17 protein-coding genes are annotated in these 19,119 nt (G+C 43.7%); 7 read left to right on the forward strand and 10 right to left on the reverse strand.

Features of this window, described 5'->3' with window-relative positions; all coding sequences use genetic code 11:
- Window positions 1-5 precede the first annotated feature (5 nt).
- Both ABHV44_RS11465 and ABHV44_RS11470 read left to right on the forward strand, forming a co-directional pair.
- Window positions 6-1,307, forward strand: a complete 1,302-nt coding sequence (locus ABHV44_RS11465) for a cryptochrome/photolyase family protein (protein WP_459074834.1) — start codon at window positions 6-8, stop codon at window positions 1,305-1,307.
- Window positions 1,308-1,316: 9 nt separating this feature from the next.
- Window positions 1,317-2,393 carry a CaiB/BaiF CoA transferase family protein gene (locus tag ABHV44_RS11470; protein ID WP_459074835.1) on the forward strand — a complete coding sequence of 359 codons (1,077 nt, stop codon included), beginning with the start codon at window positions 1,317-1,319 and terminating at the stop codon, window positions 2,391-2,393.
- Here ABHV44_RS11470 and ABHV44_RS11475 read toward each other — a convergent pair.
- Both ABHV44_RS11475 and mqo read right to left on the reverse strand, forming a co-directional pair.
- Window positions 2,387-4,039, reverse strand: a complete 1,653-nt coding sequence (locus ABHV44_RS11475) for a T9SS type A sorting domain-containing protein (protein WP_459074836.1) — start codon at window positions 4,037-4,039, stop codon at window positions 2,387-2,389. The genes ABHV44_RS11470 and ABHV44_RS11475 overlap by 7 nt on opposite strands.
- 44 nt (window positions 4,040-4,083) lie before the next feature.
- Complete coding sequence (gene mqo, locus ABHV44_RS11480) at window positions 4,084-5,589, reverse strand: malate dehydrogenase (quinone) (protein WP_459074837.1); 1,506 nt, start codon at window positions 5,587-5,589, stop codon at window positions 4,084-4,086.
- Between the two features lie 246 nt (window positions 5,590-5,835).
- On the opposite strand from mqo, the gene ABHV44_RS11485 reads away from it, so the two are divergent.
- Complete coding sequence (locus ABHV44_RS11485; protein ID WP_459074838.1) at window positions 5,836-7,479, forward strand: carboxypeptidase-like regulatory domain-containing protein; 1,644 nt, start codon at window positions 5,836-5,838, stop codon at window positions 7,477-7,479.
- 7 nt (window positions 7,480-7,486) lie between these two features.
- Here ABHV44_RS11485 and ABHV44_RS11490 read toward each other — a convergent pair whose 3' ends face one another.
- Genes ABHV44_RS11490 through ABHV44_RS11515 form a run of 6 tightly spaced genes read right to left on the reverse strand, consistent with a single transcriptional unit; the run spans window position 7,487 to window position 12,229 of the window.
- A complete protein-coding gene (locus ABHV44_RS11490) occupies window positions 7,487-8,014 on the reverse strand; it encodes a hypothetical protein (protein WP_459074839.1) in 528 nt (175 codons plus the stop codon).
- A gap of 54 nt (window positions 8,015-8,068) precedes the next feature.
- Window positions 8,069-8,719, reverse strand: coding sequence for a DsbA family oxidoreductase (locus tag ABHV44_RS11495; protein ID WP_459074840.1), 651 nt, complete (start codon window positions 8,717-8,719; stop codon window positions 8,069-8,071).
- A gap of 60 nt (window positions 8,720-8,779) precedes the next feature.
- Window positions 8,780-9,775 carry a lytic transglycosylase domain-containing protein gene (locus tag ABHV44_RS11500; protein WP_459074841.1) on the reverse strand — a complete coding sequence of 332 codons (996 nt, stop codon included), beginning with the start codon at window positions 9,773-9,775 and terminating at the stop codon, window positions 8,780-8,782.
- A 5-nt stretch (window positions 9,776-9,780) separates the two neighbouring features.
- On the reverse strand, window positions 9,781-10,848 hold the full coding sequence (locus ABHV44_RS11505) for an MraY family glycosyltransferase (RefSeq protein ID WP_459074842.1): 1,068 nt from the start codon (window positions 10,846-10,848) through the stop codon (window positions 9,781-9,783).
- A 25-nt stretch (window positions 10,849-10,873) separates the two neighbouring features.
- The gene (gene rfbC / locus ABHV44_RS11510; protein WP_459074843.1) at window positions 10,874-11,425 is read right to left on the reverse strand and encodes a dTDP-4-dehydrorhamnose 3,5-epimerase; all 552 of its coding nucleotides are present in this window, start codon (window positions 11,423-11,425) and stop codon (window positions 10,874-10,876) included.
- A 33-nt stretch (window positions 11,426-11,458) separates the two neighbouring features.
- Complete coding sequence (locus ABHV44_RS11515) at window positions 11,459-12,229, reverse strand: polysaccharide biosynthesis/export family protein (protein ID WP_459074844.1); 771 nt, start codon at window positions 12,227-12,229, stop codon at window positions 11,459-11,461.
- A 288-nt stretch (window positions 12,230-12,517) separates the two neighbouring features.
- On the opposite strand from ABHV44_RS11515, the gene ABHV44_RS11520 reads away from it, so the two are divergent.
- The 3 genes from ABHV44_RS11520 to mltG are packed head-to-tail and all read left to right on the forward strand — an operon-like array spanning window position 12,518 to window position 14,423.
- A complete protein-coding gene (locus tag ABHV44_RS11520; protein ID WP_459074845.1) occupies window positions 12,518-12,877 on the forward strand; it encodes a CoA-binding protein in 360 nt (119 codons plus the stop codon).
- A 2-nt stretch (window positions 12,878-12,879) separates the two neighbouring features.
- On the forward strand, window positions 12,880-13,404 hold the full coding sequence (locus ABHV44_RS11525; protein WP_459074846.1) for a GNAT family N-acetyltransferase: 525 nt from the start codon (window positions 12,880-12,882) through the stop codon (window positions 13,402-13,404).
- Window positions 13,401-14,423, forward strand: coding sequence for an endolytic transglycosylase MltG (gene mltG, locus ABHV44_RS11530; protein ID WP_459074847.1), 1,023 nt, complete (start codon window positions 13,401-13,403; stop codon window positions 14,421-14,423). The genes ABHV44_RS11525 and mltG overlap by 4 nt, the downstream gene beginning before the upstream one ends.
- Before the next feature lie 14 nt (window positions 14,424-14,437).
- On the opposite strand, the gene ABHV44_RS11535 is transcribed toward mltG, so the two are convergent.
- Window positions 14,438-16,453 carry a PAS domain-containing hybrid sensor histidine kinase/response regulator gene (locus tag ABHV44_RS11535; protein WP_459074848.1) on the reverse strand — a complete coding sequence of 672 codons (2,016 nt, stop codon included), beginning with the start codon at window positions 16,451-16,453 and terminating at the stop codon, window positions 14,438-14,440.
- Window positions 16,454-16,743: 290 nt separating this feature from the next.
- Here ABHV44_RS11535 and ABHV44_RS11540 point away from each other — a divergent pair, with 290 nt between their 5' ends.
- Window positions 16,744-17,535: a DUF2279 domain-containing protein gene (locus ABHV44_RS11540; RefSeq protein ID WP_459074849.1), complete on the forward strand. Its 792-nt coding sequence runs from the start codon at window positions 16,744-16,746 to the stop codon at window positions 17,533-17,535.
- 1 nt (window position 17,536) lies between these two features.
- On the opposite strand, the gene ABHV44_RS11545 is transcribed toward ABHV44_RS11540, so the two are convergent.
- Complete coding sequence (locus tag ABHV44_RS11545; RefSeq protein ID WP_459074850.1) at window positions 17,537-18,601, reverse strand: endonuclease/exonuclease/phosphatase family protein; 1,065 nt, start codon at window positions 18,599-18,601, stop codon at window positions 17,537-17,539.
- Window positions 18,602-19,119: the final 518 nt, after the last annotated feature.

The raw sequence follows: 19,119 nt of genomic DNA on the forward strand, positions 1-19,119 counted from the left end.
CGGCTATGAGCAAACCAACTACAATATTTTGGCATCGCAGAGATTTGCGAACTGACGACAATCACGGATTATATCAGGCTCTGAAAAACGAGGAAAGCGTTTTGCCCATCTTCATTTTTGACACTGAAATTCTGGACAAGCTGGAAGACAAAAAAGATGCAAGGGTTGAGTTCATTCACCACTACCTGCAACAAATCAAAACGTTTTACCAGAAACACAACTCTTCACTTCTCGTTCTTCATGGAAAGCCAAAGGAAGTTTTCGAAAAACTTACTGACGACTACAATATCTCCTCGGTTTACACCAATCGCGATTATGAACCTTACGCACAAAAGCGTGACAGAGAAATGTATGAGTTCTTCAAATCGAACGACATCGAATTTAAAGGCTTTAAGGATCACGTTGTTTTTGAGAAGGATGAAGTTTTAAAAGACGATGGCGATCCTTACGTGGTTTTCACTCCTTACTCCAGGAAATGGAGAGAGGCGTTTGAAAAACAAAAGCTACCCTTCTATAAAATTGACGACCTCACTCCTAACCTGTTCACCACTGACTCCTTTGAAATGCCTTCGCTCAAAGACATTGGATTTGAAAAAACTGATGTCGAGTTTCCAGAATTCGACCTCAGCAAAAGCACCTTGAAAAACTACTCGGAAGATCGCGACATTCCCGCAAAGCGCGGGACTTCCAGATTGAGTGTTCACCTGCGCTTTGGCACCATCAGCATTCGCGAAGCAATTCGCAGATCGATCGAAAAAAGCGACTCTTTCGTCACAGAACTCATTTGGCGTGAGTTTTATCAGATGATCATTTATCACTTCCCTAAATCTGCAGAGGAGTCATTCAAAAAGAAGTACGATAAGATAGAATGGCGCAACAACGAAAAAGAATTTGAAGCGTGGTGCGAAGGGAAAACCGGCTACCCGATAGTCGATGCCGGAATGAGACAGCTCAACCAAACCGGCTACATGCACAATCGCGTGCGCATGATCGTAGCGAGTTTTCTCACCAAGCATCTGCTGATCGACTGGCGGTGGGGAGAGGCTTACTTTGCACAAAAGCTGCTCGATTATGAATTGGCCTCCAACGTGGGAGGTTGGCAGTGGGCCTCAGGAAGTGGTTGCGATGCTGCGCCCTACTTCAGGATCTTTAATCCATACACACAAACCGACAAGTTCGATCCACAAAAAAAGTACATCAAAATGTGGGTTCCCGAATTTGATTCTGATAAGTATCCGGATCCAATTGTGGAGCACAAAAAAGGAAGAGAGCGGGCGCTTGAAAGATACAAGTCGGCACTTTCCTAAATTTGCCGCATGGAGCAGAAATTATTTGAAGGGTTAAAAGTCGTAGAGTTAGCCAGCGTGCTGGCAGGGCCGGCAGTGGGAATGTTTTTTGCTGAGCTCGGGGCAGAAGTGACCAAGATCGAAAACCGGAGAACTGGTGGAGACGTTACTAGACAATGGAAGTCGAAAACAGAACCGGCCGAAGCTACAGTGAGCGCTTACTACTCTTCTGTGAATTACAACAAGACCTCTCTCCTGCTCGACCTCAGAGAAAGCGATGAGCTGAACAAAGTCTACCGGTTGGTGAAAGAGGCCGACATTGTGATCAGCAACTTCAAAAAAGGAGACGACACCAAACTGGGTCTCGACTATCACAGGCTGAAGCAAATCAAACCCAACCTGATTTACGCTCACCTACTTGGGTTTGCTTCTGCACCTGATAGAACAGCCTACGATGCAGTGCTTCAGGCAGAAACCGGATTTATGAGTATGAATGGCACTGAAGAATCAGGTCCGCTCAAATTTCCCGTGGCCATCATGGATTTGTTTGCTGCCCACCAGATGAAAGAAGGAATATTAGCTGCACTGTGGAGAAGAGAAAAAACAGGAAAAGGAGCCAAAGTGGAAGTCACGCTCGAAGAATCAGGAATTTCGTCTCTCGTCAACCAGGCATCCAACTACCTGATGAACGGAACGGTTCCCGGACTGTCAGGATCACTCCATCCCAACATCGCACCCTACGGTGAAACCTTCAACTGCAAAGATGGCAAGCCGGTGGTTTTAGCCATTGGCAACAATCTCCATTTCGAAAAAATGTGTCGACTGTTAAATGCTTCAGCGATTGCAGAAAACCCCAACTACAAAGACAACCAGAGTCGTTTGAAAAACAGATCACAATTGGCAAAAGATCTTAAATCGGCCTTCGCTAAAATGAATCGATCAGAAATCATGGCTGCTATGATTGCCGAAAATGTACCTGTTGGTGCAATCAAAACGCTCGAAGAGGTCTTCGCAGAGCAGACAGCAAAAGACATGATCCTGGAATCGGATATGGAAGGACGGAAGACTAAACGGGTTTCGGGAGTTGGGTTTCGGCTAGGTCAATAATCCATGACAATAACCTTCTTTCTAATCACAGAGTCTGCAGTTGACAGAATTACATAAAACAATTCCGCTTCAGAATATTTTCTAATATTTATTTTGAAATTATCTTGAGATGGAGTGATGCTCTTAGAATACACCATCCGGCCCTGCATATCATAAATACGTAAAGCTACCTCCTCACGAGGAGAGCTCAGATAGATATTCAACAATTCGCTTGTCGGATTAGGATACAGTTGAAAATAAACACCTTCAATTTCAGAAATACTGGTATAGGAAACACAATTGGTGTCTATTTCATACTTCCAAACATCTGTCATTAGCTTAGCGCTTGAAGGAGTTTGATGATTATACTCATATCCACCAAAAATGTATGCTGAGCCAGCTTTGTCGTACCATGCAATCGCGCCCATTCTACCCAAAGGCTTATTTTCAGGTGCAGCAATTCCTTTTGTTCCGTAAACTGCTGGCTGATTACCAATTGAGTCCCCTGCTATCCATGTCCAGGAGTTATTTTCTACACTGTAAACCCATAAATCATTTAGCATTTGATTATTACTCGAATCAGAATCGTGATAGCCCCCAAACATAAAGAAGTGGTTATTAATTGCCCAATTCGCTCGATTCTCAAATCTTGACGAGGGATTAGCAGCATCCGTTTCTAAGCACATATTGCCACTATAGCCAATATCATTTGCGTTAGAAGTACCTTTCAACCATGTCCACATATTCGTTTCTGGATTATACCTCCACATATCGTTGTGAAGCAAGTAGGAACTATCCCAATCATTTCCTCCAAACAAATAAAAACGGCCTTCGGAGTCTACCCAGGTTGCGTAAGACATTCTTGCAGGTGGTTCATTCTCTGGAGAAGGCACCCCCAAAGTTCCATAATTACCGTCTGCATCTTCATAGGATTGACCTTTCACGAAGGTCCATTCATTTGTTTCAATGTTATACTTCCAAAGGTCATTCAGCATATGCCATTGCGGTGTATTCACATCAGAAGAAGCCCCTCCAAAGAGCCACAAGTTATTTGAGTCATCCACCCAAGTGGCTCCAGTCTCTGCTCTTGCACCGGGAGTATTCATTTCTGAAGGTACGCCTTGAATACCATAAACAGGTTGCTGATTCGGTGTACTCGAACCACTTACCCAAGTCCACGTGTTTGTAGTTGGATTGTAATTCCACAAGTCATTGTAAAACCTCTCTCCATCAATATTTGCATAGCCACCATAAAGCCATAAAAGTCCATCATTCCCGGTCCAGGTCAAGGTGCCGAATCCTCTGGCAGGTGGAATATTTTCTGGATCAGGCACACCCTGTGATCCATAATGCCCCAAATTATTACCTTCACCTGGCCCTTTCATCCAGGTCCATTCGAGTGTTTCAGGATTGAATCGCCATAGATCATTTTGCCAACCGAAAGAATTCCCACCGCCAAACGACCAAAACATCCCTTCCTGATCTACCCAGCCAACACAGTTATATGCACCCGCAGGTGTGTTTACTGGTGAGGGAACACCTTTTACTCCATACACCGCAGAGTCATTTGAAATGGTATCGCCCTTAATCCAGGTCCACATTCCAACCTGAGCAGTAGAGAGATTCGAGAGAAGAATAAAGTTGAAAAATAGTAGGTAATATTTCATAGCGGTTTTGCGAGGTGTTGACTTAAATATACTATTTCTTCAACTTATTTGCTTTCTATAGAGCTTTTTAGTCCCAAAATATCTGCAACGAGTTCTCTTTTCTTTCTAAACTGTACTTCATTCTCTGCAATCGACCGGTTCCAGAAAGGAACCATTTCAGTCAGTTTTTCTCTCCAGGCCTTTGCTTTCATCTTTTCGGGAAATGCAGTTTGTAAAATCCCAATCATGATGTCGACAGCAGTTGAAGCTCCAGGGGAAGCTCCGAGTAATGCTGAAATTGAGCCGTCTTTGCTGTGCACCACATCCGTTCCGAACTCCAAAATTCCACCCTGGTCTTTGTCTCTTTTAATAATTTGAACCCGCTGACCGGCACGCATAAGTTCCCAGTCTTTCGATTTTGCATCGACTACGAACTCCCTCAGTTTCTCCATGCGGTCTTCATGATCCATAGAAATCTGTCCGATCAAATACTTTGTTAGGTCGAGGTTATGCCAAAAGGCACCCCAGTAAGCGGGAATATTGTTGAAGGTAATTGACTTGGGAAGGTCGAGATAAGAACCTTCTTTGAGAAACTTGGTGTTGAATGCAGCAAAAGGGCCAAACATCAGTTCTCGTTTGCCGTCAATGTGGCGCGTGTCGAGGTGAGGGGCAGCCATGGGTGGAGCGTCTACTCCGGCTTTGCTGTAAACTTTGGCGTCAAACTTTTCAATGACATCGCGGTTGTTGCAGACCAACCACTCTCCACTCACCGGAAATCCTCCGTAGCCTTCTTTTTCGTCTATTTCGACTTTTTGCAAGAGGGAGAGTGCCCGACCTCCTGCACCGATAAAAACGTGGTCTGCATCCAGGCCAAATTTTTCGCCACTGTTTAGGTTTTCAACTTCCACAAGCCAATCGTTACCTCGCTCAGGATCTATATCCTTCACTTCGTGACCTGTGAGCACTTCGGTGTCGAATTGCTCGGTGAGAATTTGGAAATACTTTTTAGTGATCACTTCAAAATCGAGCTCAGTGCCCTGCTCTGCCCTGGTAGCAGCCATTACGTCATCTCTTCCTCGACCTTGAGTGATTAGCGGAAACCAGTCTGTCATTTCCGCCAGATCTTCAGTAAACTGCATGTCTTCAAAATGGATGTGCTTTTTCAAAGCTTCGAATCGCTTCTTTAGAAATTCGACTTGCTCCTCACCTGTTACCCAGGCGTGGTGAGGAACAGAGCGGATGAATTCTTCCGGGTTTTCAATCATTCCCTCTTCGACCAAAAAAGCCCAAAACTCTTTGGACTTCTCAAACTTCTCATAAGTGTCGAGGGCTTTGGTTACATCGATAGAGCCATCTTTTTTTTCGGGTGTATAATTCAATTCGCAAAAGCCAGAGTGTCCAGTCCCCGAATTGTTCCAGGAGGCCGAGCTTTCCTGGGAAACTTCATCAAGTCGTTCGAGGATCAGAATCTTTTTATCGGCATCAAGAAGCTTGAGAAGTAATGCGAGCGTGGCACTCATGATTCCTCCTCCTACACAAATCAGATCGTATTTTTCTATGGATGAATTCATTGAAGACATATTTTCCTTTCACTCTACTACAAAAGAGATTGGTGATCGTTTAGAAACTTGATATCAAACTTGGGGAAAACTGCTCTGCGATTTTTTTTGAAACTGTTATCTTGCAAACAGAGAATGATTCGCGGATAAACTATGAAACTATCACTTCATCTCATATTACTACTGAGCCTATTTTTAAATTTTGCTTTAAACTCATTAGGTCAAAATCAACAGGAAGAAGTTGAAATAACTCTATCTATGCGTGTTCTGGACGCTGTTGCTGAAACTCCACTGGAATACGCTACAGTTTACAACAAGCGAAATGGAAAGGCCACTATCACCAATCAACACGGTTTTTTTACGCTAAACGAACTTCTGCCAGGTGATACGCTCGTAGTCAGTTATGTTGGATACAGCACCTTTAAATCGGTAGTGAGTGAAGTCTTGAAGACGAATTTCATTCTGCTTGAACCGCGGTCCGAACTGGTTGACGAAGCAGTAGTAATCGGCAGTACTGGCGATCTTTACGAACTATTTGCAAAATCCAGACTCAGCTTTGACGATAATCAAAAGACAGCTAAGACTTACTTCTCTCTAGAATCGAGAACTCTCGGAAAACGCGTAGAATTACTCGAGTGCTACTACAACGGAATTTACAGCACATATAATGTAGACGCACTGCTGCTCAAAAATGGACGACTCGCTCTGGAGAAGTACGCCAATAAGTATTTTATCTCGCACGAATCGTCTGACGCCATGTGTATGCACATGCTGTTCGTACCCAACGATCGCTTTCCGGAATCGCCATTTGGCATGAACAAAAGGAAGCTAAAGAGCATCTACGAACTCAATCTTGAGTCTGGATTTGAAACAGAAGATGGCCGAGAAGCATTAGTTGTTCGCTTTGAACCCAAAAAGGAAAAACGCAAGCACTTTGCCGGTAGAGCATGGCTAGATGCAGAATCCCAACAGTTGCTTAAAATTGAGCTCGAAATCAAAGAAGCGGGAATCCATCCTTTCACGCCAATTTTCCTTGAAGACGAAGTGGAACTAGTGAATATGAACATCACCAAAACATTTAAGGAGATGGAAAAACGCATGTTCGTAGAGTCCATCAATTTTGAGTATCAGGTCCATTACCTCCACACTGATGGGCGCACGGATGTAATCGATACGAAAGCTGTTCTATACGCATACGATTACAACGATAGATTTCTCTTACCTATTTATTCTCATGGAAGGCCGAGGGACAACGATTATCGGAAGATTAACTCTATTCCCTACAATCATCTATTCTGGAAGAACTTCGATGAGTTTAAGATCAACGATATTCGTACCAGAAACCAACAGTTCATTAACAGTACAAAGTCGATTACAAATCAAACGCTCTTTGACCAAAGGGCTGCCCAAAAGCGCAGCATCCTCCCCAATCCTCTTCATCACTGGGCACACCAACGATTCATTTTCAACAATCGGCCTTCACCGCGAATGTGGCCCAACCGCCACTCAGATATTGCCCAGATTTTCCTGGATGTAAATCAGTTTGAAGACAGCTTGCAAATCGTAACGAGCACGCTGATTGATGCGCGAGAAGTGGTAGTGCGAAACAACGGTAAGTTCACCGACAAGCTCAATATTTATTTCAATCTGTACTTCGATCTGGTTGAACTAGAAAGGCGAAAACTTCAAAAAACGCTGGAAGAAAACTGCTCGAGTCAGGAAGAGGTGGTTTCTCGATTTCAGCAATTGTGGCAAGACATCGACAAGAGACTAAAAGACTTTGAGCACGAAACCAACAGAGGTGAATATATGAGTGGCTTAAAGAAATACAACGAACTCATCAAGAAAGAGCTGGGCGTAGATAATTTTTTGTTTTTTGGTCTGAAGATGGATGGGGAGTGACTAACATTTAATTACCAGCCTTAAGGTGCATTTTTATTCTTGACACCAAATTTTCATACTTAACAGTCACACGCGGAATAAAAATGCGATCAGGTGAGTCCAATGTTGATCCACTCACTTTTGGTCGATAGTATTCCACTTTAGACCAAAAGTTACCTTTAACTATAATGGCACCTTTTGAAGTCTGATCAACCAACGCTATCTGTTCCAAAGGAATCTTTCTTTCTTTTAAAAGTGTTCCTGTCATTTTGATTCCTTCAGAGTCAACACTAAAATTTGCATCTCGAAATTTGAGGAGTGTTTTTTTCAGGCGCTTTTGACTCCACACAAAGGATATGATAAAAATGAAAGAGGTTCCAATAGAAAAAAGTAAGACTGGGAAACTACTGTCAAGCTGTATTATTACAAGACTGAATAAGACCAAGATCACTGTGAATAACACCCAAGCGATAATCGCTCTTCTTTGCATAAATAAGTTCAGATAACGGTCAAAGCTTCTTGAATCGACCTGAAATACTTCCTCGGTAGGTGTCATGTCAATCAGATTACTTTTTCAGCTGCAGCATCAAGTATGATAACCAGCTGAGATTTACTCCTTCACCGTCTGCCACTCTTCAAAAGATTGGCGGAGTGCACCCAAAAAAGTCTCGGGTTGCTGGGCTCCCGTCACGCTGTACTTATCATTGAACACGAAATAAGGAACTCCAGAGACTCCAATTTGCTGTGCTTCGTAGATGTCGTGACGGACTTCCTGCTCCAGTTCTTTACTGTTCTGAGCGCTTTTCCATTCGTCTTCACTGAGTCCTAATTCTGAAATCAATTCGTTTAGAACGGCAGCATCATCAACGTTTTTTCCGTCTCTGAAATAAGCTTCAAAGATTAACTCCTTGGCTTCATTTTGCTTTCCGTGATTTTTTGCAAAGTGTAAAAAGCAATGTGCCCTGAAAGAATTGGCAACAACAACGTCATCGAAATTGTAAGTCAGCCCGACTTGCTTTCCTGCTTCAGACAGCTGAGCGTTCATCTTCCTGGCTTGTTCTACCGGGAAACCTTTCACCTTTGCAAGGTGCTCAGCAAGGTTGGCAGTCGTATCGGTTTCGATGCCTGGCTGCAGCTGAAAGCTTTTCCAGACCACTTCCACCTGATCACTGTGCTCGAACTCTTCCAATGCCATTTCAAACTTCCGCTTTCCCAGGTAGCAAAAAGGGCAAAGCACATCGCTCCAAACTTCTACTTTCATCTTCTCCACTTCTAAAAAATCTTTATTGGTTTCAACACCACCTGGAACAGACACGGAGTTTCAGTTGTTCGGCATCACTTTCTCTGTTGGCTCAACCTTCTCCTCTTCTACCTCACCAAGCCATTTCGATTTGTCTTCAGGAAGCTTCACCTCGTAAGCCTTTCCAGTGCGGTTATTCAGGTAAGACTCACGCAGCCAGGGATTCAGGGTTTTCAGTGTTTTGTAGTTAATGCCGCGTTCGTTGGCCCAGATAGCAAAATTCTCCACCGAGTAGTCCACAGTGTCAATCACTGTTTCGTAGGGAGGATAAAGATCTTTTGGACGAAGGTGGAAACCATAATTTCCTGAGTTGTTGAGAATTTCTTTGACGGCAAGAATGCGGTAAACGTAGCGTCCTGTTTCTGCATTGAGCAGCAAATCCCAGTAGCGATCAACCTTTTGACGGGCCAACTGGCGATTCACTCCCGCTCTACCCATGTTGTAGGAAGCAGCCACCAGTGACCAGTCTCCGTAAATTTCATAGGCATCTTTCAAATACTCACAAGCGGCTGCTGTAGACTTCTCCACGTTGTAGCGCTCATCGACTTCGTTGTTGATTTCAAGTCCGTACTCGCGACCAGTAGATTCCAAAAATTGCCAGAATCCTGTAGCTCCTGCTGGAGAAACCACATTTTCAAAACCACTTTCGATCAGCGACAGGTACTTAAAATCTTCGGGCACGCCATTCTCTTTCAAAATTGGTTCGATTACCGGAAACCATCTGTTAGCACGCTTGTGCATCAAGAAAGTGTTCGAATGCCAGTAGGTGTTTACCAGCAACTCGCGATCAAGCTTTTCCTTAACATCAATTTGATTCAGCGGAACATCTTCTCCTGCAAAGGTCATCTCCTCAGGAGTGGAGAGGCTGTAAACTTTATAATTACTTTTTACATGGTCGTTGTAGAGGTCATCTTCACGCTTTTCTTCAGCAGAAAAACTAGACAAATAAAGGATTCCAGAAATGGCAAGGACTCCTCCAAAAAGGAAGGCCCAACGAGAGGTGGATGCTGTTTTCATTTTATTTAATAAGAGTACTTTTTTCGTTGTAAATTCTTACGTGCGATCAATAAGAAAGTTAAAAATAGGAAGATTGGATATCCGATAAACACAAGAGACAAAATAGTTGTCCACTGACCGATGTAGTAAGCCGCGTAAACCGCCATCACAAAGTGTATAACGGTGAGAAAGCTAAAAATGGATGCCACCAGGTTTTTCTCTACTCCGAAGTAGTGGAGTTGCCAGGCAAGCTGGTCCTTTTTCTTCGCTTTAAGTGAATATTTAGAAATCATCCTGTTGGCAAAAACCAATGCGCTGGCGAGCAAAGGCAAAAGAAACACGTAGAGTGCAACGGCCAGCCCGTTGTAGCCTCCGGTCGTGGCTTTCACTCCCTGTCCATTCCAGCAAATCAGGATCGAGAAAACAGCGAGAAGAAATCCCACAAGCTGACTTCCGCTTACGCCAAGGCCCAGCCTGGCGGGAAACCAGTTGAAAAACAAAAATGCCATCAGGCTGGCCCAAAGCGAGCCAAGCAAAATAAGTGAAAGTGAATCGGCAAAACCTGTGACCGACAGGTGAAGCATAAAAAAGACTGAGGTGAAAGCGGCAACAAGAGTGGCTATCGCGTTCATGCTGTTGAGCCACCGAATGGCGTTCATCAGCCACATCACCCAGATTACCGTAATTAGTGAATTCACCCAGTCCAGCTCGGATATTTCAATCTTAAGGCTACTCACAGCAAGAGCCAATCCGCACAGTAGTTGAAAGAGAAAAAGAAAATTCAGTTTGAGCTTTCTCAGGTCTATGAGGAAACCAGTGACAAAAGCCAGGATTGTGAGGATTGAAATAATTAAAAACTGGGATTGATTCAAAAAATGGAGTTCGAACTGAATGCTTCCACTCACAGCTCCAAGCACGAGCACAAGGATAATTCCTACCCCTCCGAACCACGGAGTTCTGAGTTTTATAAACTTTCGGATTCTACCGGATGGAACCTCTCTAATACGATCGAAAAAATTTCTGAGAAGAATTTGATAGGTGGCCACGGCCAGAGCGAAGAGTACGAAAAGCAAAATTGCAAAGTAGGTCTTCATCACCCTGGTGTTTTCATTTTAATAGTTAGTAGCGAAAGGGAGAACGAAATTTGCTCAAAGACATTGCTTGCTGATCTTTCTCAGAGAGAAGCGGCTTTTCTACTTCCCAGTCGATTCCGATTTCAGGATCGTTCCAGGCGATTCCATTCTCTGTCTCGGGATGGTAGTAGTCTGAGCACTTGTAGGAGAAAATTGTGTTTGGCTCCAGTGTCAAAAAGCCGTGAGCCATTCCCTTCGGTACAAAAAACTGGCGCTTGTTTTCTGCCGAAAGCAAACACTTTTCAAATTTGCCATAAGTCGGTGACCCCTGGCGCAAATCGACAACAACGTCAAGAACGCTTCCCTGTACTACCCGAACCAACTTGTCTTGCGCATGTGGCGGCTCCTGAAAGTGCAAACCGCGAAGTACGTGAGCTCCAGACATCGATTCGTTGTCTTGCACAAAGTCGATATCCATTCCTGTTTTTTCCACAAAAGTCTTTCGATTGAAAGACTCGAAAAAATAGCCACGTTCGTCTGCAAACACTCGAGGTTCGATGATCAAAACATCTCTGATGGCTGTCTTCTCAATTTTCATAAAGCAAAAGTTACCCCAAAGGGTCGTTAAAGTTTAAAAGTCTCGGTTGAGGATCGTGTAGAGCAAAGCTAAACTGGAGACTAGTGACACAATTGGCGCTACGTCTCTCAGAATCTCACTAGCAAGCTGTGGCACTGGTTGTACGTAAATAATGTCGTTTGCCTGCACCGTCATGTTCGCGTATTCTATTCCCTCGATTGTGGAAAGATCCATTTCAAAGATCTCCTCTTCCTGTAATTTTCCACCTCGTCTAATCAATTTGATTTTACTGGCGTTTCCGCGGCTCGACAATCCGCCAGCCAAAGCCAGCGCTTCAATCACCGTGGTGTTGTTGTTCTCCAGTGTGATCACCATGGCGTCACCTCCACTACCTGGGAAAACGATCACCCGGTTGTTCATTACATCGATCTGAACGTATGGTTCATTGTAGAATTCAGAATAACGCTCTTCGAGCATTTTCTTTGCCTCCTTGAGTGTGTAGCCGGCAATCTCAATTTCTCCAATTTCCGGGAAATCGAGACTACCATCCGAGCGAACGATGTATTGGATGTCACCAAGTCTTCGGGTCATATTGGCATTTCCACCAGATCCACCTGCAGTCATTTCAATGAGCTGGTGTCCTTTATTGGTGTACACCCTGAGCATAAGAATATCGTTGGGAGAAATCTGGTAATCTGCGCTAACGCTATCTACCGGTGCCTGGTCAAACTCGTAGCCTCGAGGAGTTTTGAACATCAGGTCGCTGTTTACTCCACAGCTCGATGCCAGAACTGAAATGCACAAAAACCAGAAAAAGTATTTCATTGATTTCATTAAATCTCACTCTAATTGTGTGAAACGAAGTCCGCCTCAAATTTTTAGCTCTTTCATTTTGGCGAAGGCAAAATCGTGAAGCGCTGCTTCCGGCAAAAGTAACAAAATGAGTCTCCTTGCCTACTTTTCGAGTGAACAAAAGAATCGCGAGAGCTCTCAAAAAACATCACCCAACCTTATTTAGTTAGAATGGTGAAACAACACATTGAATGTCGGCCATGGTGAAATGCACAGAATTTCACGATGTTCGCAAAGCAAAACGTACAAAAGCTAATGGCAATGAAGAAAACAGTAGTGATCGGAGCAAGCCCAAACCCAAACAGATATGCCCACAGAGCCACTATTCAACTGGCTAAAAATGGCCATGAAGTAATTCCAGTTGGGTTGCGAAAAGGCGAAATCAACGGAATTGAAATAGTGACAGATCGGCCGGAAATTGAGGACGTGGACACAGTAACGCTCTACGTTGGGCCGAAGCATCAGGATAGCTGGAAAGCTTACATCGACAAGCTTCGTCCAAAGCGTATCATTTTTAATCCCGGGACTCAAAACCCTGAATTTGAAAAGCATTTTTCTGACCAGGGGATCGAAGTGGAACACGCCTGCACTTTGGTGCAACTTTCAATAGGAAACTACTGAGAATGATCAAAGGCGAAAACGTTTACCTCCGGGCACTGGAGCCAGCCGACCTGAAGTTTCTCTATCAGGCAGAAAATGATCGTGAGATTTGGCGAGTAAGCAACACTACCACCCCATTTAGCAAACAAGTCTTGAAGAACTACATCGAAAGCGTTCAGGATATTTACACAGACAAGCAGCTTCGACTCATCATCTGTCGGAAATCGGATAGTGAGCCACTGGGAATGATCGACTTGTTCGATTTTGAAGCGCGTCACGAAAAAGCTGGCGTTGGAATTTGGATCGTGAGCGCTGCTGAACGGAAAAAAGGTTTTGCTGAAGAATCCCTTCGACTTGTAATCGACTACGCCTTCAATACGCTGTTTCTACATCAGCTCTACTGCGGTGTCTTAAAAAACAATGAAGCAAGCATTAATTTGTTTGAGAAATGTGGATTTTTGCAAACCGGAACAAAAAAAGACTGGGTAAAAACGCCCTCGGGCTGGGAAGATGAAATCCAGTATCAGTTGATCAACACAGGTGAATGAAAGCACTAAAGATTCTTTTTGTAATCCTAATTATTGCTGCTGCAATTGCAGGTGGTTACGCGTACAAGTCAATCTACATGTCGAACACATCTTTTGAAGAAAATGAAAAGGTGGTTTTGATCTATACGGGCCAGAGCTATGGTGAGGTTGTAGCTTCGCTAGAAGAGAAAGTTCTGAAAGATGTGTCTTCATTCGACTGGGTGGCGGATTTGAAATCTTACCCGGAGCTAGTTAAACCCGGTCGATACAGTATTCCCAAAGGATCTTCGAACAATGACATTGTAAATAAATTGAGACTGGGAGAGCAAGACCCGGTGATGGTCACTTTTAACAACGTTCGGACTGAGGAAGAACTGGCCGGTAAAATTGCTGATGACCTGGAAGCCGACTCTCTTATTTTTCTAGAAGTACTTAAGGACCGAAAGCTCATGCGGGAATTGGGTTTTGAAAAAGAGACTTACCCTGCAATGTTTATCCCAAACAGCTACGAAATGTACTGGACTACCAAACCGGAAAGTTTTGTAGAACGAATGAAAAAAGAGTACGACCGGTTTTGGAATGACGAAAGAAGAAGAAAGGCCGATGCAATCAAGTTCACACCTGAAGAAGTAGTTACGCTCGCGTCCATTGTTCAGGCTGAAACCTCACAAAAAGACGAAGCACCAAAAATTGCCGGAGTTTACCTGAACCGTATTAGAAAAGGAATCCCATTACAGGCAGATCCAACGCTGATTTTTGCCCTTGGCGATTTTAGCATCAAACGCGTGTTAAACAAGCACAAGGAAATCGACTCTCCGTACAATACTTACAAATTTGCAGGTCTTCCGCCAGGGCCTATCAACTACCCAATGCCTAATTATGTGGATGCTGTTTTGAATGCAGAAAATCACGACTACTATTATTTTTGTGCGAAGCCAGATTTCAGCGGATACCACAACTTCTCAAAGTCTTACTCACAACATTTGATTTACGCCAGAGAGTATCAAAGAGAACTAAACAAGAGAAGGATTTATCAGTAAACCAGATCGAGGTTTCATGAGGCCTTTTGGTACTTTGACTTGCGACTTACGAATTCGTCCAGTCGCTTCAACAAAGTATCATTCAAAACTGGTTTTCCCAGAAAACCGACCATACCAGCTTCGAGACACCTGTCGCGGTCTTCACTGAGCACGTTGGCTGTCATTGCCACAATGTAGGCGTTGGGATCGACTTCACCGAGAATAGCTTCGGTAGCTTCGAGCCCGTCCATCTCGGGCATTTGCACATCCATAAAAATCAAGTCGAAGTCTTTTTCTTTGGTAGCAGAAATTGCTTCCAGACCTGTCTCCACAATAGTCACATCAACATCAACACTTTCCAGCATCATTCTTATCACTTGTTGATTAACCTTGTTGTCCTCTGCTACAAGCACTTTCAATCCCTTCATCTTTTCTCTGTTAAAAGTTTTGCTTACAACTTCCTTTTCTTCTTCTACATTAAGATCTTGCACTACTTTGCATTTTATGTCAAACGTAAATGTAGAGCCTTCTCCCAGACGACTTTTCACTTCTATTTTTCCGCCCATCAATTCTACCAGGCGCTTGCTGATACTGAGACCAAGCCCCGTTCCGCCATATTTTCTTGTAGTTGAAGAATCCACCTGAGTAAAGGCGTCAAAGAGGTGGGCTCTCTTTTCATGTGGAATTCCGATTCCTGTGTCGGAAACTTCAAAGAACAACTGGCACTGACCATTTGAACCATTGTGTTTCTTCACTTTCAGGTTCACGACTCCATTCTCCGTAAACTTTATCGAATTGCTGAGTAGGTTGAGTATCACCTGACGCAATCTGTTGCTGTCTGCTGAAATCCTATTCGGGATTTTCTCGTCTACTTCAAATTTGAGGTCAATCCCCTTTTCTTGTGCCTGATGTGAAAAAAGCCCGTGGAGTTCATCCAATGCTTCTCTCAAATCAAATTCGTGGGCTTCAATCAACATCTTTCCCGATTCAATTTTCGAAAAATCGAGGATGTCGTTTAGGATGACCATAAGATTTTCTCCACTTCGCTTAATGGTGCGCACCTGCACAAGTTGTTCGTCATCGAGGTTAGACCTCATCAGCATGTCCGACATTCCAATCACACCATTCATAGGTGTTCGGATTTCGTGACTCATGCTCGCAAGAAAAAGTGACTTAGCTTTGGTAGCCATTTCCGCTTCTTCTTTTGCCTTAATGAGCTCCTGCTCCGCCATTTTGTTTTTGGTGATATCCATTATCCTAATCACCAAATACTCTACATCGTTGAAGTTAACCAGTGTTATAGAAACAAAACCGATAAACTCACTTCCGTCCTTACGCTTAAGAGGCACTTCATCTTTCCAGAATTTATCCTGTCGCAAAAGCTCAATTCCTTCTTCAGTCTCCTCATCCGAAATCTCCTCCTGTCGAAATGTGTTAAAGTCAACAACTTCGAGTTCTTTTTCAGAATAGCCGAAAAGTTCCACCGCCCGGGGATTGAAATCAATCACAAAACCTTTCATATCTGTGATAAGAATAGCTTCCTCCGTCTTTGAAACCACTGTTCTCAAAATCTCTCTTCTGGCCTTCAGATTTTTCAAAACATCACTTTTGCTCACGAGTAGAAAGTAAGTCATAGCGCCAAAAACGAGTAGCCAGGAAATCATCTGAACTTTTTCTGTACCGTCATGAATTATGGCAACCGCCAGAACGCTTGAGGTGACCGAAATGATTACATAAATGATGGCATTCGAACGTTTTTTGATCGTTACACCTAGCGTGAAGATGATCAGGATGAGTGCAAGGAAATAACTGACACGAAAGTTATTGATCGAAAAATTAACTATGGTAACAAGCGTGTAGAGCACACCTGTGTAGAAATATGCAAGATGATAGAATGAAGGTGAAACTCTCTTGACAAAAGTGAGACACAAGAGCAATAAGTAAAGGATAGCCAGGGCCGCTTTATCCCACCAATATTCTATTGCACCTGGTATGGCATAGAGGAAAAGTGGAGGCACAACGATCACTGACAGCAATGCAACAGTCATCATTAACCTATAGAACTTTATCCCCCTTCTGCCGGAGTCTTTCCGGAGCAATCTATCCCTCATCAAGAACTTCTATCTTTGATTTCACTCTTTTGTAGTAGCACTGAAAAAATCAGCTCGGTAAATATATGTTAATCGGACGGCACCTTAAACGACTTTCCTCACCTTCGTGGCTGATTCATTCCTTTCTTACAAGCCTCCTTCTCTTTTTCCTACAAGCATTAGATGCTGATTGTCAAATCCCTAAAGAGGCTGACTCCACGGGCATTTTTAAAAAAAGACGGGCCATCCTGATGACCACTGGAACTAGTGTTGCTGCCGGTTCTTATCTCGCACTAAATGAACTTTGGTACAAGGATCAGGGACAAGCCAATTTTCACCTTTACAACGACAACGATCAGTGGCTGCAAATGGACAAAGCCGGGCATGCCATGGCCTCGTACTACCTGGCATCTTTAGGCTATCAATCGCTGAAGTGGGCCGGAATAAAAAACAAAACTGCGCTTTACCTCGGTGGCAGTTTCGGACTGATCTACCTCACCGGAATTGAAGTTTTAGATGGTTTCTCAACTACCTGGGGATTTTCTGTTGGCGATGAACTGGCGAATCTAGCAGGTGCAGGTTTTTACATCGGTCAGGAAGAACTTTGGGGAGAACAGCGAATAAAACTGAAGTACAGCTTCCTCCAATCGAGCTACGCATCTAAACGTCCCAATGTACTCGGCAGCGGGCTTTCCGAACAATTCATCAAAGACTACAACGGTCAGGCCTACTGGTTTTCGATCAACATCCACTCTTTTCTTCCAGAGTCGAGCCGGTTTCCGCGCTGGCTCAATTTTGCAGTAGGCTACGGAGGTGATGGAATGATCTACGGTTCGCCACAAGATCAACTTGCTGATGACAGTTTTTCTCAAGTGCAGCGTCAGCGTCAGCTCTATCTCTCGCTCGACATCGACCTTTCAAAAATTGAAACAAACAGCAAGGCTCTGAAGACAGTTTTTGAAGTTTTCGGATTCTTGAAAATCCCCGCTCCTGCCGTGGAGTTCAACCAGTTTTCCAGTCCAGAGTTTTACTGGTTCAGATGATTTATTTGAGCTCCAGCCTGATGTAAATCGGTAGGTGATCGCTAAACCCACCGTAGTAGTTTGGGCCGCCATAAGTGCGGCTTGGATAGGCTTCACCAGCTTCGTTGATGTAGAGCATCCACTCTTTTTTTATGATCTCCACATCACTGGTAGAAGTGCTAAAGCTCTCTTCGTCCATGAGCATTGAACTCGACACCCAAAACTGATCGAGTGCTCCCCACTCACCGCGGTAGTTGTAGGTTCCCAGCCCAGCTTCGTGCAAAGTGGCCATCATGTTGTAAAGTCCCGAAGTAGAATCGGTGTTGGCTTCCATCACTTCCACCACGCTCTTGTTGATCGGGTAATCATTGAAGTCGCCCATCATCAGCATATTGGCTTCTGGGTCTTGCTTTCGAATCTGATCCACTTCTTTTCTCAATGCCTCTGCTGCAGCCAGCCTTTTTGGCTCCGACTTTTCCTGTCCACCATAGCGCGATGGCCAGTGGTTTACAAAAACGTGAAGCGACTCATCGCCACTTTTTAGTTCAGCATGTAGAATGTCGCGCGTAGCTGGTCTTTCGGCAAAAGGAATTTCAACTGTATAGAAATCTTCAGCGGCCACTTCAAAAAGATCGGCATCGTAAACCAGTGCAACGTCTATTCCTCTTCCGTCAGGAGAATCCTTGTGAACGATTTTATAATTTCTTCCAGCCAGATTCGATTCACTGATGAGTTGCTGAACAACCAATTTGTTTTCCACTTCACACAAGCCAATTATTGCTGGCAAATCTCCGGGAGAGCCTTCAGCAATCACACGACTTAGATCTTCCAGTTTTTTTCTGAAACGCTCCTCGGTGTATTTCTTTTCACCTTCTGGCAAAAACTCATCGTCATCTATTGCTGGGTCGTTTTCGGTATCGAACAGGTTTTCAACGTTGTAAAAAAGCACACCGAAGTCTTTAGCTTTCTGAATTGAATTAGATGTGGGCGCCTGTGCTTCAGCACCATTATCTGGTTGGCCACTGCAGCCGGTAATAATCAGCAGAGTGAAGATGGTGAAAAGGAGGTTCGAAACTATTTGTCGCATGATGATGGGTTATCTAAAATTCATGGGCAAAAATAGGGATAGTCGGGGATGAATTACGAATTGGCAATTACGAATTACGAATGGTTGTCCATCCCTAAATATGATTGACCGTTTAAGGGCTTTACTACAGCGGGAAGCTGGAACCTAGTAGGTAATTGAGGTAATTCTGGTAATTGGGGAATCACGAAAGGCCGTCCGTTTCTAAATATGGTTGACCGTTTTTGGAAGTTTACTGTATGAAAGGCTTTACAACAGCGGAAAGCTAAAAACATGAAGATTCATTAAGGAGTGAAGGTGCAAAGGAGTGAAGGTGCATTAAGGAAGCTTAATTGATCTTAATGAAATCCTGAATTTCTGAAACCTGTGCTGAACTTGTTTCAGTATGTTAAAAACCCCGTAGCTGCAAATTTTGAATTTTCACCGGACACTTTTACACCATGCCACCGTTAAGTACTTTTCATTCCCATTCTAAAAATCGGTAAGTGATTTTTTACTTTTACCATCATTAAGCAATTCAT

Origin of the sequence: Halocola ammonii (assembly GCF_049334165.1) — a bacterium.
In the GTDB taxonomy this organism is placed as follows: domain Bacteria; phylum Bacteroidota; class Bacteroidia; order Flavobacteriales_D; family Sanyastnellaceae; genus JBEGHD01.